The organism is Roseateles flavus (assembly GCF_039872765.1).
Taxonomy (GTDB): domain Bacteria; phylum Pseudomonadota; class Gammaproteobacteria; order Burkholderiales; family Burkholderiaceae_C; genus Roseateles_B; species Roseateles_B flavus.
Genome location: NZ_JBDPZC010000012.1, coordinates 22,700 through 37,766, shown reverse-complemented (window position 1 = coordinate 37,766; position 15,067 = coordinate 22,700). Strand labels below are relative to the sequence as shown.

The window sequence follows — 15,067 nt, the reverse complement described above, 5'->3', positions numbered from 1 at the left end:
GCGCTCATGGCTGCAGCCGGCCGCTGAAGTCGGAAGCGAGGTTGAGCTTGTGCTCCACGCTCAGGCCCCAGCCCTGGGGCGCGCCCAGGCCGATCTGCATGGGGCGGGGCAGCTGGGAGGTATCGAGCTTGTAGCTGAACTCGAGGTAGTACTTGCCGTCTTCGTCGATGTCACGGGGCTCGGCGATGCGCCAGCCGGAGACGCCCCGCATGAAGGCCAGGGCCTCGGGCAGGCTGTCGAAGTTCTGGTGCAGGCCTTCGGTGGTCACCCGGTATTGCCGGGTCAGGGGTTGCCAGACCAGACGCCAGCTGCGCACGCCCCGGGCGGCCCGGGCATCGCGCCAGTACCAGCGGCTGCGCATCACGTTGACCTCGGCCTGGAAGTAGACCGGCAGGCCCTTCAGCAAGGCCTCCTCGACCGGCTTGGTCAGCTCGAAGCGGGCGCTGAAGCTCAGCAGCAGGCCTTCGTCCGTGCGCTCTGTGCGCAGGTCGGTCAGGTGGATGCCGTCGGCACGCGCCGCCGACACCACCCCCATCACCAGGGCCAGCACCAGCAGCAGGCCCCAGGCCCAGCGCAGGACCTGCGGTCCCCACGCCACGGCGCTGCCCAGGCCCTTGGCGGGCCAGGCACAGCGCAGCAGACATGGCGCCTCATGCGCCAGGGGAGCGAAAACCATCAGCGGGTGGATGCGGGCGATTTCAGGAGCAGGGCATAGAAGAAGCCGTCCAGCGGGACAGCCTGCCCGGCCGCGTCTTGGGAGCCATTGTCAGGCACGGGCAGCAGATGGCCCGTGAGCCCTGCGCACTCCACCGCTTCGGCGTCCGGCTGGCGTTGCAAAAATGCGTCGACCTGGTCCTGCCCCTCGGCCCTGAAGAGCGAGCAGGTGGCGTAGACCAGCCGACCGCCCGGCTTGAGCAGGGGCCACAAGGCGTCCAGCAGCTCGGCCTGGATGCGGGCCAGCTGGGGGATGTCCTCGGGGCGGCGCAGCCAGCGCACGTCCGGGTGGCGGCGCACGATGCCGGAGGCGCTGCAGGGGGCGTCCAGCAGGATGGCGTCGAAGGGGCAGCCGTCCCACCACTGGGCGGTCTGGCGGGCGTCCACGGCGCGGGTCTGGGCCTGCAGCTGCAGACGGCGCAGGTTGTCCTCCACGCGGGCGAGGCGCTCGGGGTCGGCGTCCAGGGCCAGCAGGTCCAGGGACTGCAGCTCCAGCAGGTGCGCGGTCTTGCCTCCGGGGGCGGAGCAGGCGTCCAACACCCGGGCGCCTGGCGGCAGGGCCGGCAGGGTCAGGTCTTGCCCGGTCGCCGCGCGTGCCTGCAGGGCGGCCACGGTCAGCGGGGCGGCGATCTGGGCGGCGGCGTCCTGGACCGACACGGCGCCCTGCTCGAAGCCCGGCAGGGCGGACACCGGCTGGGGCCGGTCCAGCAGCAGGGCCTGGGGCAGTCGCTCGCCCAGCAGGCGGGAGGCCATGCCCTGCTCGCCCAGGCGTGCCTGGTAGGCCGCGGCGCTGCCCTGGCGGGCATTGGCGCGCAGGGTCATGGGCGGGCGGCTGTTGTTGGCAGCGAGGATGCCCTGCCAGTGCAGGGGCCAGTCCTGGCGGACGCGGTCTATCCACCACTGCGGATGGTTGTGATGGGCCACCGGGTCGCGCTGCAGGCCCTGAACCAGGGCCTCGCGCTCGCGCAGGAAGCGGCGCAGCACGGCGTTGACGAAGCCGGCGCTGGGCGCCGCGCGCTGGCGCACGGCGCGCACCGCCTGGTCGACCACGGTGTGGGCGGCATAGGGTGGATCGTCGGCCGGCCACAGCAGGGCCAGGGCGCACAGCAGCAGGTTCTCGACCTTGGGCGGCGGCGCCTTGGGCGCCAGCTGGCGGCGCAGGGCCTGGGCCGCGCCGAGCTGACGCAGCACCAGGAAGCTCAGGGCCTGGGTGCCGGGGCGCAGCTCGCGCGGGCAGCGGGCCAGGACGTCCGTGAGCGAGCGCCCCTGGCGCACGGCCTGGACGGCGTCCGCGGTCTGCAGCAGGAGGCGCTGCAGGGGGATGCCCGCAGCAGTGGGGGAGGTGGATTCAGACACCCGGGCAGTGTAAGTGCCGGCCCGCGGCGGGGATTAGGCCGGCGTGAAGCCTGCGCCGGGCGCTTGTCCGCTCAGCGTCTGGGGCCAAGCGGGCACCTCTCACGCCGGATTCATTCAAAGAGGCCACAATCCGCGCCATAGAAGAACCGAGAGGCCCCGCAATGCCCGGCAAGACCGCCCCCCTCCCCGCCCTCAGCGCCGACGAGCTGGCCGCCCTGCCCGCCTCAGAGCGCGTGCGCTACCGGCTGCTGGCCGCCGAATGCCGCCACCACGCCAATGACAATATCGCCGACTTCATCGAGGACGGCGAGCTGGACGAGATCCAGGCCGAGGTCCAGCGGCAGCTGCAGGGCGTGCTGCGCGCCCTGGTGATCGACACCGACAGCGACCACAACACCCAGGACACCGCCAAGCGCGTGGCCAAGATGTTCGTGCGCGAGGTCTTCAAGGGCCGCTACGTCCAGGCCCCGGACGTCACCGAGTTCCCCAACATCACCCGGCTCAACGAGCTGATGATCGTGGGCCCCATCACCGTGCGCTCGGCCTGCTCGCACCACCTGTGCCCCATCGTCGGCCGGGTGTGGATCGGCCTGCTGCCCAATGAGCATTCCAACCTGATCGGCCTGTCGAAGTACGCGCGGCTCACCGACTGGATCATGAGCCGCCCCCAGATCCAGGAAGAGGCCGTGACCATGCTGGCCAACGAGCTGCAGGAACGCGTGCAGCCCGACGGCCTGGGCATCGTGATGGAAGCCGACCATTTCTGCATGCATTGGCGCGGCGTCAAGGACAGCGAGTCCATGATGACCAACAGTGTGATGCGCGGCGCCTTCCTCAAAGACCCCAACCTGCGCCGCGAATTCCTCTCCCTGCTCAGCAAGAAGTAAGCACCGCCCCAGGAGCCTGCCATGCTCGTCCGTCTTCTCTATGCCAGCCGTGCCGCCGAAGGCACCAAGGAGGCCCAGCTGGCGGCCATCCTCAAGCAATCCCGAGAGCACAACCCGGCCGAGGGCATCACCGGCCTGCTGTGCCTCAGCGACGGCGTCTTCATCCAGGTGCTGGAGGGCGGCCGCGACGCCGTCAATGCGCGCTACAAGTCCATCGTGCAGGATCCGCGCCACCATGACGTGATCCTGCTGAGCTATGAAGAGATCGACGAGCGCCGCTTCGCCGGTTGGAGCATGGGGCAGGTCAACCTGCACCGGCTCAACCCGGCCCTGGTGCTGAAGTACTGCGAGAGCACCCGCCTGAATCCCTATGCCATGCGCGGCCAGGCCCTGATGGCGCTGTTCCAGGAGCTGGTCAGCTCGGGCGTGATCGAGTGCAGCTGATCAGCCGCCCGGGCTGATCACAGCGAACGCGCCTCGCCGAAGCCGAAGAAGCTGGCCAGCAGCCGCGTGGGGAACTGCTGCACCGCCTCGTTGTAGACGCCCACCGCCTGGTTGAAGACCTGGCGGGCGAAGGCGCGCTGGCGCTCCACCATCTTCAGCTCGTCCACCAGGGCAAAGACCTCGGGATGCTCGGCCAGGGCGCCATGGTGCTCCACGAGCGACATCAGCCGCGTCAGCGCCGCCGCATGCACCGCGGCGGCCACGGCCAGGGCGGCCACCGGATCGGCCGCATAGGGCTTGGCACGCACCGCATTGGCGGCGGCCTGGGCCTCGCCCTGGGCGTTCTCCAGCGCGTCGAAGGTGGCCTGCTCGTTCTGCAGGAGGGGGCGCAGCTGCTCCAGCAGGCGGGCGCACAGCTGGGCACGCTGCACCAGCAGGCCGTCCAGCTGGCCGTAGGCGGTGCCGATGGCATTGCGCAGCCGCATCATGCGGTTGTAGCCACCCACGCCCCAGAAGAAGAGCATGGCGGCCACCAGCCAGGGGGTCCAGGACCAGGAGCTCATCCAGGGCATCATGCGCCGGCGCGCTGCTGCGCCAGGAAACCCTCGTAGCCCTGCGCCCGCAGCTCGCAGGCCGGGCAGCTGCCGCAGCCGTAGCCCCAGGCATGGCGCTGCTGGCGCTCGCCCAGGTAGCAGGTGTGGGTGTGCTCGATCACGAGCTCGTTGAGCGCGGCGCCGCCCAGCTGTTCGGTCAGGGCCCAGGTCTGGGCCTTGGTGATGAACATCAGCGGCGTCTCGATGGTCATGGACTGGTCCAGGCCCAGGCTCAGGGCCACCTGCAGGGCCTTGAGGGTGTTGTCGCGGCAGTCGGGGTAGCCGGAGTAGTCCGTCTCGCACATGCCGCCCACCAGCACCGAGGCGCCGCGGCGATAGGCCAGGGTGGCGGCGAAGCTGAGGAAGAGCAGGTTGCGGCCCGGCACGAAGGTGTTGGGCAGGCCGTTGGCCTGCATCTCGATGGCGCGGGATTCGGTCAGGGCGGTGTCGGAGATCTGGCCCAGCAGGGCGAGGTCCAGCACATGGTCATCGCCCAGCTTGGCACCCCAGGCGGGGAACTGCGCGGCGAGCTCGCGGCGCACGGTCTGGCGGCAGTCCAGCTCGATGCGGTGGCGCTGGCCGTAGTCGAAACCGATCGTCTCGACCTGGGCGTAGCGCTCGAGCGCCCAGGCCAGGCAGGCGGTGGAGTCCTGGCCGCCGGAGAAGAGCACCAGGGCCTTGCGGGTGGAATTGGCTTGCGGGGGAAGACTCATGGCCCGCAGTGTGCCATTGCCGGCCGCTGAACGCCCCGGGCGGGCCTGGGGCACGGGCCGCCTGCGTGCGGGGGGTGTTAGGCTGAAGCCCCCTCTTGCCAGCCTCGACCGCCATGCCTCAAGCGCTCCCCCTGTTGTCCCTTCTCACCCTGGCCGGCCTGGGCCTTCACGCCCAGGCGGCGGACACCCTGCGCCAGGTCACCCTGCACCCCCAGGGCGCCACCGTCGAGCGCGCCCTGGCACTGGCGCCCAGTGCGCAGGAGGCCCGATTCAGCTGCCTCAGCCCCGAGCTGGTGGCCGACTCCATCCAGCTGCTGCCCCCCGCCGGCATGGGTGTGGGGGAGGTCCGCCTGGAGCTCAAGCCCGCCGAGCTGCTGCCCGAGTGCGAACGCGGCAGCAAGGTGCGCGAGCTGGAGCAGCAGTCGCGCCAGCTGCAGGCGGAATCGGAGGCCCTGGCGGTCTCCCTCAACTTCCTCAAGCAGCTGACGGGCAAGGAGCTGCCGCCCGGCGCCAAGCTCTCCGAGACCCTGGAGACCCTGCGCCGCCAGACGGTGGACCAGCTGCAGCGGCAGCAGGCCCTGAGGGAGCGGATGGACGCGCTGAACCGCCAACTGGCCGAGGCGCGCGAGCAGGAAGGCATCCAGCGCCAATACCAGGTACTCACGGTGCCCGTGGACAGCGCCCAGGGCGGCGAGCTACGCCTGGTCTACCGCAGTGAGCAGGCCGGCTGGACGCCGCTGTACCGGGCGCGTCTGGATACCACCAGCGGGCGGCTGGGCCTCGAGCGCCGCGCCGAGGCCGCGCAGTACACCGGCGAGGACTGGAGCAGCGTCCCGCTGCGCCTGAGCACCGAGATGACCCGTGACAGCGGCGGCGCCGGCATGCTGTCCTCCTGGACCCTGGACATCGACACCCTTGACCCGGGGGAGCCACGCCCCGCGCCGGCCATGACGTTGTACTCGGCCGCGCCGGCGCCCCGCATGGAGGTCAAGCCCGCGGCCCCCGGCATGCCGCCGGCGCGCAAGCGGGTGGAGTTCAATCCGGAGGTCTTCGCCGGCGAGTTCGCGACGACCTACGCCCTGCCCGGCCGCCAGCGGCTGCTCAGCGGCGCCCGGCCGGTGCAGCTGTCGCTGGGGCGCGAAACGGTGGAGGCCGATGTCTACAGCCGCTTTCGCGGGCAGGTCGACCACGACGCCTACCTGGTCGCCGAGCTGGCGCGCCCGACCGGCAGCTGGCCGCGTGGCAAGCTGCAGCTCTACCGTGACGGGACCCTGGTCGGCGATGCCCAACTGCAGTTCAGCGACGAGGCCAAGGTGGAATGGCTGTTCGGCCGCGATGAGCGTCTGCGCGTGCTGAGCCTGCCCGAGCGCCTGGACGGCAGCAAGGCCGGGCTGATCAGCAAGCGCCGCGAGCGCCAGATCGAGCGCAGCTACGAGATCGAGAACCGCACGGACAAGCCCCTGCCCCTGCTGGTGCTGGAGGCCAGCCCCGTGAGCCAGCACGCGGACATCCGTATCGAGACCGCCTTCAAGCCCGAACCCCAGGCCGGCGACTGGCGCGAGCAGCCCGGCATCCGCGCCTGGCGCCAGACCCTGGCCCCGAAGCAGACCCAGCGCTTCAGCGCCCGCTACAAGCTCTCGGCACCGGCGGACGCGCTGGTGACGGGCTGGCGCTGAGCGGCAGCCGGGTGCGGAGCCTCAGCCCCGCACCTCGCCCTGCCCCAGCACGATCCATTTCATCGAGGTGAGGCCTTCCAGGCCCACCGGGCCGCGGGCGTGGAACTTGTCGGTGGAGATGCCGATCTCCGCGCCCAGGCCGTACTCGAAGCCGTCGGCGAAGCGGGTGCTGGCATTGACCATCACGCTGGCCGAATCCACCTCGCGCAGGAAGCGCATGGCGTTGGGGTGGTTCGTGGTGAGGATGGCGTCGGTGTGGTGCGAGCCATGGCGGTTGATGTGGGCCATGGCCTCGTCCAGGCTGTCCACCACCTTGATGCTGATGATGGGCGCCAGGAACTCGGTGTCCCAGTCCGCCTCGGTGGCCGGCACCAGCTGGGCGCCGGGCACGGCCTGCAGCGCCGCCAGGCTGCGCAGGCAGCCGCGCATCTCCACGCCCTTGGCCGCGAACACGGCGCCGATGCGCGGCAGGAAGGCCGACGCCTGCGCCGCATGCACCAGCAGGGACTCGGTCGCGTTGCAGGGGCTGTACTTCTGCGTCTTGGCGTTGTCGACCACGCGCAGGGCCAGGTCCAGGTCCACCTCGGCGTCGACATAGCAGTGGCAGTTGCCGTCCAGGTGCTTGATGACGGGCACACGGGCCTCGCTGGCGATGCGCTCGATCAGGCCCTTGCCGCCGCGCGGGATGATCACGTCCACGAACTCGGGCATGGCGATCAGGCGGCCCACGGCGGCGCGGTCGGTGGTGCCGATCAGCTGCACCGCGCGGGCCGGCAGACCGGCCTCCTCCAGGCTCTGTGCCACCAGCGCCGCCAGGGCCTGGTTGGAATGGAAGGCCTCGGAGCCGCCGCGCAGCAGGCAGGCGTTCCCACTCTTGAGGGCCAGCGAGGCGGCCTCGATGGTCACGTTGGGGCGGCTCTCGTAGATCATGCCGAAGACGCCCAGGGGCACGCGCATCTGGCCCACGCTGATGCCGCTGGGGCGGCGCTTGACCCCGGTGATCTCGCCGATGGGATCGGGCATGGCGGCGATCTGCTCACAGCCTTCGGCCACGGTGGCGATCACGGCAGGCGTGAGGCGCAGGCGGTCCAGCATCGGGCCGGCCAGGCCGGCGGCCTCGGCGGCCTGCAGGTCGCGGGCATTGGCCTCGGCCAGGGCCGACCCCTGCTCGCGCAGACGGCGGGCCAGGGCCAGCAGGGCGGCGTTCTTCGCAGCCGTGGGCGCGGCGGCCATCTGGCGGCTGGCGGCGCGCGCAGCGGCGCCCAGGGCGTCCATGTAGGCGGCGAGGTCCTGGGCGGGATCGGGCAGGGAAGCGAGCGAAACTGCGGTACTCATGCGCCTGATTCTCCGCCATCGCCCCCCGGGACCCGCCGCCCCTGGCTTTCGCCGCTGGACAAGGGCTTCTTTCACCGCCGCCCGCCGCGATCCGCAAGAGCGGCACGGCAGGACTCCGGCCCGGCCCCTAGGCTTCGTCCCACGATGAACGCACCCGAGAAGTCCTCCCTCAACGAGTCCCTGCGCCGCTGGCAGGATCGCATGCAACGCGTGCTGCGCCATGTGGACGGCCAGCCCGAGGCCGCCCTGGACCTCGGCGGCCTGGCCGCCCTGGCCCACAGCTCGCCCTTCCACTTCCACCGCCAGTTCGCCGCCCTGTGCGGCCTGCCGCTGGCCCGCTACGTGCAGCTCTCCCGCATGCGCCGCGCGGCCCAGTGGCTGGCCCACCGGCCGGCGATGCCGGTGCTGGAGGTGGCCCTCGCCAGCGGCTATGAGAGTCCGGAGGCCTTCACGCGCGCCTTTCGTCGTCTGTTCGACAAGACCCCCAGCCAGTGGCGGCGCGATCCGCGCTCCGCGGTCTGGGCGGCCTGCGAGCGGCAACTTCATCAAGCGGAGCAATGGCCCATGTACGACGACCCCTTCCATCCCGACCAGGTGCGCCTGGAGCAGATCCCTGACATCCCCGTGGCCCTGCTGGTCCACCGGGGGCCCATGCAAGACCTGGCCCCCAGCCTGCAGCGCTTCATCGCCTGGCGCAAGGAACGGCAGCTGCCGCCCTCGAAGGCAGCCACCTACAACCTGCTGTACGACGACCCGGCCTCCGTGCCCCCGGACGCGTGCCGCTTCGGCCTGGCCGTGGCCTGGGACCAGCCGGTGCCGCCCAACCCGCAGGGGCTGATCGCCGACCGCATCCAGGGGGGCCTGCATGCCGTGCTGCGTCACGAGGGGCCCGATGCCAGCCTGGACCAGGCCATCCGCTGGCTCTACGGCAGCTGGCTGCCCCAGAGTGGCCTGGAGCTGCGCGATGCACCGCCCTTCCTGAAGCGCCTGCGCTTCTTCCCCGAAGTGCCGGCCCACGAGGCACTGGTGGAAATCCACCTGCCCCTGCAGGCCGCCTGAGCCGCAGCCCGGCGGCGGGCGAAGGGTCAGGTCTTGCCAAGCGCCTCGGCAGAGGGCAAGACCTGCGCCGGAGCCCTCAGCGGCCTCCGCAGCCGTCGTCAGAGCAGGCCCAGGCGCACCAGGCCCGTCAGCCACAGCGGCGCGCTGAAGGCAAAGAGCAGGGTGCCCAGCACCACGGCGGCGGTGGTCTCGGCCTCTTCGCAGCGGTAGCGCTGGGCGAAGATCAGGGCATTGGAGCCCGGCGGCAGCGCCGCCATCATCACGATCACCGCCAGCGGCAGCGCTGGCAGGCCCAGCACCCACAGGCCCAGGCCCAGCACCAGGCCGGGCAGCACCAGCAGCTTCCAGGCCAGCAGGCCCAGCACCGAGCGCCAGCGCGCCGGCCAGCCGTAGTAGGCCAGGGACATGCCGATCAGCGTCAGGCACAGGGGCACCACGGCCGTGCCCAGCATCTGCAGCACCTCGTCCAGCGCCTGAGGCAGACGCCAGCCGGTGGCATTCCAGAGCAGGCCGGCCAGCACCGGCAGCACCACTGGGTGGATGACGGTGTTGCGCGCCGTGGCCAGCATGGTGGCGCGCAGGCCCTTGGGGTTGTGCGCGTGCGTGGCGCGGGCGAGGTCCAGCTCCACCAGCAGGGTCAGCACGCTCAGCAGGGTCAGGGCATGCAGGCTCACCACGGTGATGTGGATGGCCAGGCCTTGCTCGCCGAACACGGCCGCGGCGAGCGGCACGCCCACCTGCAGGGTGTTGCCGAAGCTGGCCGTGATGGCCCGCACGCTGGGGCTGGCCACCGCGCCCTGCCCTCGCCAGCGCAGCCAGCCGTAGCAGGCCAGCATGCCCAGCACCACCGGCAGGAAGAAGCCCAGCAGGGTGGCCCAGGGCAGGTGCTGGAAGTCGATGCGGGCCGTGGTGCGGAACATCAGGGCCGGCACGAAGATGTAGAAGGCCGCGTTGGACAGCACCCGGGCCGGATCCCCGCCCGTGCCGCCGGCGTCAAGCCCGCCCAGCCAGCGCATGCGGCCCACCAGCCAGCCGATGCCCACCGCCACCATGATGGCCAGCAGCTTGGCCAGGACGCCTTCGTTCATGGCCGGCAGTATCGTCGCTGCCGCATGGCCTTCAGGATTGCAGGGGCAGTTCGAGGTCGAACCAGAACCGGCTGCCCACGCCCGGTTCGCTGTGCACCTCGATGTGGCTGCCCATCAGGCGCACCAGCTGCTGGCTGATGGACAGGCCCAGGCCCGTGCCCCCGGTGCGGCGGGCATCCTCGGCCACCTGCTCGAAGGGCTGGAACAGACGGCCCACCTGCGCAGCGTTCATGCCGATGCCGGAGTCGCTGACCTCGATGCGCACGGTCGCGCTGGACGGTGTCTGCGCCACCAGCTCCGCCACCAGGCTCAGCCGGCCGTGATCCGTGAACTTGACAGCATTGGACAGCAGGTTGAGCAGCACCTGGCGCAGGCGCTGGCCGTCCACGCGCACGCGCAGCGGCAGGTTCTCGTCGATGCTGACCAGGAAGGCCAGGCGCTTCTCGGCCACGCGCAGGCGGATGGCGTCGCAGGCCACCTCCAGCAGGGCTCGCAGGTCCACCGTCGCGGGCTGCAGGCGCACCTTGCCAGCTTCGATGCTGGCCATGTCCAGCAGGTCGGTGATCAGCGCCAGCAGGTGCTCGCCGGAGTCGCGCACGAGGTTGATCTTGTTGCGCTGGGCGTCGTCCAGGCCGTCGTCCATCTGCAGCAGCTGGGCGAAGCCCAGGATGGCATTGAGGGGCGTGCGGAACTCGTGGCTCATGGTGGCCAGGAAGCGGCTCTTGGACTGGTTGGCCGCCTCGGCGCGGATCTTGGCCTGCGACAGCTCCATGGTGCGCGCCTCGACCAGCTCCTCGAGATGGTCGCGGTGCCGTGTGAGCTCCTGCTCGGCGAGGCGGCGCTGGGTGATGTCGCTGATCATGCCCTCGATGCGGGCCTCCTGCCCCTGCCCGCCCGGCACGACATGGGCACTGAGCTCGATCCACAGCTGCCGGCCGTCATGCGTGCCGACCAGCATGGGCACCTGCTGCAGCAGGCGGTGGCGCATCAGCGCGCGCAGCACGCGGCGCAGCTCGCCCGGTTCCAGCCTGACCAGGCGGCGCAGATTGCGCGAGGCGGCCAGGGCCAGGGCCGGCCGTTCGTAGCCCAGCATCTGCGCCATGGCCTTGTTGAGGCCCAGCAGGCGCCCTCGGCCGTCGGTCTGGAAGATGCCCTCGGTGGCGTTCTCGAAGAGGCTGCGGTAGCGGGCTTCGCTGGCGCGCAGGCCTTCCGAGGACTGGCGCAGCTGGTGGCTCATGCGGTTGAACTGCTCGGTCAGCTCGCCGATCTCGTCCTGGCGCTCGACCGCAAGCGTCACGCCCAGCTCGCCATGCGAGACGCGCTGCGCCAGCGCGCCCAGGCGCGAGACCGGCTGCTTCACCAGGCGGTTCACCAGCCAGTAGCAGGAGGCCAGCACGGCCACCAGCACGGCCGCCAGCAGCATCACCACGAAGCGGCGCATCTCCGCCACCGCGGCGGCCACGCGCTCGCCGGTGAAGTAGAGCCGGGCCTGGCCCACCTTGACCGGCCGCTGCTGCGCCACGGCCTGGTAGACCACATCGAACTCCTTGACCAGGGGAACGGTCGTGGCGGCGTTGTCACGCTGGCGGCGCAGGGGCTGGACGTCGACGCCCAGCGCCTCCAGCTCGATGGCCTGCACCTCGGGATCAGCCATGACGGCGTCCAGCAGGTTGGAGATGGCCGCGCTGTCCAGGTTCCAGATGGGGCCGGCAAAGCCACGCGCCGCGATCTGAGAGAGGCGCTCCTGGCGCTGCAGCAGGGCCTCGGTCAGCTGGCGTTCCTCGCGGCTGGTCCAGTAGGCGCCCACGGCCAGCACCAGCAGGGTCGCGACCGCGCCCAGGCCGGCCATCAGGCGTGTCTGGATGCTCCAGTCCCTCAGCGGTGCTCGCATGCCACTCCTTGCATCGGGACGCCTGTGGCGCCCCTCAGGCCTTCTTGGCCGCCGTCTTGCGGGCCGCGGTCTTGGCGGCCGGCTTGGCCGCGCGGGGCTCGAACTCGAACATCACCTTGCCGGCCTTCGCGTCATAGCTGAGGAAGGCCTTGAACTTGCGGCGGGTCTTGTTGGAGACGAAGTTCTCCAGCAGGTCGGTCTTGCCGGTCTCCAGCAGCTTGCGCATCTGGTTCAGCTCGATGGGCTGCTGCAGGATGATCTTGCCGCTCTTGAAGTCGCAGCTGGGCGCCGGGCCGGTGCTCTTCTCGCAGACGTAGTTGCTGCCGTGCTCGTAGACGGTGCCGCCGCACTTGGGGCAGGCGCCCAGGGGTTCGGCCTGGCTGAAGTCCACGGCCTCGGCGGCCTCGTCGGCCTTCTTGGCGTCTTCGCCGAAGTCGAACTCCAGCTTCCAGTTCTGGATCTCCTCGTCATAGACCAGGGCCAGCTCGGCCGTGAAGGGCCAGCCTGCCTTGGAGCGGAAGCCTTCCAGCGGGCCGATCTTCTTGTCGCGCAGGAACTGCTCGACCTCGTGCAGCTCGAAGCTGCGCCCGCCGGGGATCTTGCCGATGGAGAAGCCGCAGCCTTCCGAGCTGCCATCCTTGCCGCAGCAGGTGAAGCGGCGGTAGTTCTCCTTCACCACGCCGCCGCACTTGGGGCAAGGCGTCTTGAGGGTGGCGTAGTCGCCGGGGATGGTGTCGCGGTCGTACTCCTTGGCCTTCTGCACCACACGCTCGGTCATCTCGGCGATGCGGGCCATGAACTCCTCGCGGTTCAGGCGGCCCTTCTCCATCTCGGCCAGCTGGTGCTCCCAGTTGCCGGTCAGCTCGGGCTTGGTGAGGTCCTCGACGCCCAGGCCGCGCAGCAGCGTCATCAGCTGGAAGGCCTTGGCGGTGGGGATGAGCTCGCGGCCCTCGCGCAGCATGTACTTCTCGGTGATCAGGCCTTCGATGGTGGCGGCGCGCGTGGCTGGCGTGCCCAGGCCCTTCTCGGCCATGGCCTCGCGGAGCTCGTCGTCATCCACCAGCTTGCCGGCGCCTTCCATGGCGGACAGCAGCGTCGCTTCGGTGTAGCGGGCCGGCGGCTTGGTGGCCAGGCCCTTGACGTCGACGTGCTCGGTGCGCACCACCTCGCCGGCCTTCACCGGCACCAGGCTGGCGCCGCTGCCGTCCGCCGGATCGTCAGTCTGGCTTTCCTTGCCGTAGACCGCCAGCCAGCCGGGGTTCACCAGCACCTTGCCGTTGGTCTGGAACTTGTAGTCCTTGCCGGCGGCCTTCACCGTGGAGATGCGGGTCGTGACCTGGAACTCGGCCGCGGGGAAGAACACCGCCAGAAAGCGCTTGACCACCAGCTCGTAGAGCTTGGCCTCGGCCTCGGTGAGGCTCTTGGGCGCCTGCAGCGTGGGGATGATGGCGAAGTGGTCCGAGACCTTGGCGTTGTCGAAGACCTTCTTGGTGGGCTTGATATAGCCCTTGTTGAGCGCCACGCGGGCATGGCCGGCCAGGGCCTGCAGCGGCCCCGGCAGGTCCTCGTTGGCGATCATCTCGGCGGTCTGCCTGGCGACGGCCAGGTAGTCCTCGGGCAGGTAGCGGGAGTCGGTACGCGGGTAGGTCAGGACCTTGTGCTTCTCATAGAGCGCCTGGGCCAGGCCCAGCGTGGTCTTGGCCGAGAAGCCGAAGCGCGAGTTGGCCTCGCGCTGCAGCGTGGTGAGGTCATAGAGGCCGGGGCTGCTCTGCGAGCTGGGCTTGCTCTCCTCGGTGACCGTGGCGGGCTGGCCCTTCACCGCGGCGGCGATGGCCTCGGCCTCGGCCTGCGTCCAGACGCGGTCGGCCTTCAGCTCGGGGTCCTCGGCGTTCTTCTTCCAGGCAGGGTCGAACCACTTGCCCTCGTACTGGCCGGCCTCGGCGTCGAAGCTGCCGCGGATCTCCCAGTAGTCGCGCGCCACGTGCTTGCGGATCTTCTCCTCGCGCTCGACGACGATGGACAGCGTGGGCGTCTGCACCCGGCCCACGGTGGTCAGGAAGAAGCCGCCGTCGCGCGAGTTGAAGGCCGTCATGGCGCGCGTGCCATTGATGCCCACCAGCCAGTCGGCCTCGGAGCGGCAGCGCGCGGCGTCGGCCAGGGGCAGCATCTGCGCGTCGGAGCGCAGGCGCTCGAAGCCCTCGCGGATGGCCTGCGGGGTCATGGACTGCAGCCACAGCCGGCTCACCGGCTTGTTGATGGCCGCCTTGGCCGTGCCGGCGTACTGCACGATCAGGCGGAAGATCAGCTCCCCTTCGCGGCCCGCGTCACAGGCGTTGATCAGGGTCTCGATGTCCTTGCGGCGGATGAGCTTGACCAGGGCGTTGAGCCGGCCCTTGCTCTTGTCGATGGGGTTGAGGTCGAAGTGGGGCGGGATCACGGGCAGGTGGGCGAAGCTCCACTTGCCGCGCTTGACGTCGTACTCCTCCGGCGCCTTGATCTCGACCAGGTGGCCCACGGCGGAGCTCACCACGTACTGGTCGTTCTCGAAGTACTCGTCGTGCTTGTCGAACTTGCCGGACTGCGGCGTGAGGGCGCGCACGATGTCCTGCGCGACGGAAGGCTTCTCGGCAATGATCAGGGCTTTGCTCATGGTCTCTTCTGACGTTCCTGGTGGGGCTGGCCGCCGGCAGCAAAAGCTCTGCCTACAATGCGGCTTCGCGCGCACGCACACGCGCACGCACCCATGATTTCAATGTAACCAACTCGAGCCATGTCGCAAGCCGCCCGCAAGAAGTCCGCAGACGCGCCATCCTCCATGGCGGTGAGAAAGGCCGCCAAGGTCGTCAAGGGCGGTGGTCGGCGCATCCAGGTGCGGCGCTCGGGCGTGCACGGGCGCGGTGTCTACGCGGTCGCCGAGATCGCCATGGGCGAGGTCATCGTCGAATACACCGGCGAGCGCATCGACTGGGACGAGGCCATGGACCGCCATCCCCACGACCCCAGCCAGCCCAACCACACCTTCTACTTCGGCCTGGACGACGGCTCGGTGATCGACGCCCTGCACGGCGGCAACAGCGCCCGCTGGATCAACCACAGCTGCGATCCCAACTGCGAGGCCGACGAGGTCAACGGCCGCGTCTTCATCAAGGCCCTGCGCGACCTGATGCCCGGCGAGGAGCTGTTCTACGACTACGGGCTGACGGTGGACGAGCGCTACACCCCCAAGTTGAAGAAGGAATACGCCTGTCATTGCGGTGCGCCGCAGTGCCGTGGCACCATGCTCACGCCCAAACGCTGACACCCCTGCCCCA

Annotated in this window: 13 protein-coding genes; 5 read left to right on the top strand and 8 right to left on the bottom strand. The window is 70.3% G+C overall.

The genetic code is table 11. From position 1 onward, the window contains the following. Nucleotides 1-4 precede the first annotated feature (4 nt). Together ABDJ40_RS20675 and rsmB are read right to left on the bottom strand one after the other, a co-directional pair. Nucleotides 5-676 carry a DUF4390 domain-containing protein gene (locus tag ABDJ40_RS20675; protein ID WP_347612497.1) on the bottom strand — a complete coding sequence of 224 codons (672 nt, stop codon included), beginning with the start codon at nucleotides 674-676 and terminating at the stop codon, nucleotides 5-7. Next, nucleotides 676-2,070, bottom strand: a complete 1,395-nt coding sequence (gene rsmB / locus ABDJ40_RS20670; protein WP_347612495.1) for a 16S rRNA (cytosine(967)-C(5))-methyltransferase RsmB — start codon at nucleotides 2,068-2,070, stop codon at nucleotides 676-678. Before rsmB ends, ABDJ40_RS20675 begins: the two co-directional genes overlap by 1 nt. Nucleotides 2,071-2,231: 161 nt before the next feature. Here rsmB and folE point away from each other — a divergent pair, with 161 nt between their 5' ends. Both folE and ABDJ40_RS20660 read left to right on the top strand, forming a co-directional pair. Next, on the top strand, nucleotides 2,232-2,957 hold the full coding sequence (gene folE, locus ABDJ40_RS20665) for a GTP cyclohydrolase I (protein ID WP_347612494.1): 726 nt from the start codon (nucleotides 2,232-2,234) through the stop codon (nucleotides 2,955-2,957). Between the two features lie 21 nt (nucleotides 2,958-2,978). Then, nucleotides 2,979-3,401 carry a BLUF domain-containing protein gene (locus tag ABDJ40_RS20660; RefSeq protein ID WP_347612493.1) on the top strand — a complete coding sequence of 141 codons (423 nt, stop codon included), beginning with the start codon at nucleotides 2,979-2,981 and terminating at the stop codon, nucleotides 3,399-3,401. Nucleotides 3,402-3,418: 17 nt separating this feature from the next. On the opposite strand, the gene ABDJ40_RS20655 is transcribed toward ABDJ40_RS20660, so the two are convergent. Next, entirely contained in the window at nucleotides 3,419-3,964 is a 546-nt protein-coding gene (locus ABDJ40_RS20655) for a LemA family protein (protein ID WP_347612492.1), read from the bottom strand. 8 nt (nucleotides 3,965-3,972) lie between these two features. Further along, nucleotides 3,973-4,707 carry a 7-cyano-7-deazaguanine synthase QueC gene (gene queC, locus ABDJ40_RS20650; protein WP_347612491.1) on the bottom strand — a complete coding sequence of 245 codons (735 nt, stop codon included), beginning with the start codon at nucleotides 4,705-4,707 and terminating at the stop codon, nucleotides 3,973-3,975. Nucleotides 4,708-4,820: 113 nt separating this feature from the next. Here queC and ABDJ40_RS20645 point away from each other — a divergent pair, with 113 nt between their 5' ends. After that, nucleotides 4,821-6,383, top strand: coding sequence for a DUF4139 domain-containing protein (locus ABDJ40_RS20645; RefSeq protein WP_347612490.1), 1,563 nt, complete (start codon nucleotides 4,821-4,823; stop codon nucleotides 6,381-6,383). A gap of 21 nt (nucleotides 6,384-6,404) precedes the next feature. Here ABDJ40_RS20645 and ABDJ40_RS20640 read toward each other — a convergent pair whose 3' ends face one another. Beyond that, nucleotides 6,405-7,658: a glutamate-5-semialdehyde dehydrogenase gene (locus tag ABDJ40_RS20640; protein WP_430765667.1), complete on the bottom strand. Its 1,254-nt coding sequence runs from the start codon at nucleotides 7,656-7,658 to the stop codon at nucleotides 6,405-6,407. Nucleotides 7,659-7,862: 204 nt separating this feature from the next. On the opposite strand from ABDJ40_RS20640, the gene ABDJ40_RS20635 reads away from it, so the two are divergent. Next, nucleotides 7,863-8,777, top strand: coding sequence for an AraC family transcriptional regulator (locus tag ABDJ40_RS20635; RefSeq protein WP_347612487.1), 915 nt, complete (start codon nucleotides 7,863-7,865; stop codon nucleotides 8,775-8,777). Nucleotides 8,778-8,875: 98 nt separating this feature from the next. Here the strand turns inward: ABDJ40_RS20635 and ABDJ40_RS20630 are convergent, their stop codons facing one another. The 3 genes from ABDJ40_RS20630 to ABDJ40_RS20620 are packed head-to-tail and all read right to left on the bottom strand — an operon-like array spanning nucleotide 8,876 to nucleotide 14,406. Continuing rightward, entirely contained in the window at nucleotides 8,876-9,865 is a 990-nt protein-coding gene (locus tag ABDJ40_RS20630) for an AEC family transporter (protein ID WP_347612485.1), read from the bottom strand. 31 nt (nucleotides 9,866-9,896) lie between these two features. Continuing rightward, complete coding sequence (locus ABDJ40_RS20625) at nucleotides 9,897-11,756, bottom strand: ATP-binding protein (protein WP_347612483.1); 1,860 nt, start codon at nucleotides 11,754-11,756, stop codon at nucleotides 9,897-9,899. 34 nt (nucleotides 11,757-11,790) lie between these two features. Further along, nucleotides 11,791-14,406, bottom strand: a complete 2,616-nt coding sequence (locus ABDJ40_RS20620; protein ID WP_347612482.1) for a DNA topoisomerase III — start codon at nucleotides 14,404-14,406, stop codon at nucleotides 11,791-11,793. Nucleotides 14,407-14,571: 165 nt separating this feature from the next. Between ABDJ40_RS20620 and ABDJ40_RS20615 the strand changes: the two genes are divergently transcribed. Next, nucleotides 14,572-15,054 carry an SET domain-containing protein gene (locus tag ABDJ40_RS20615; RefSeq protein WP_347612628.1) on the top strand — a complete coding sequence of 161 codons (483 nt, stop codon included), beginning with the start codon at nucleotides 14,572-14,574 and terminating at the stop codon, nucleotides 15,052-15,054. Nucleotides 15,055-15,067: the final 13 nt, after the last annotated feature.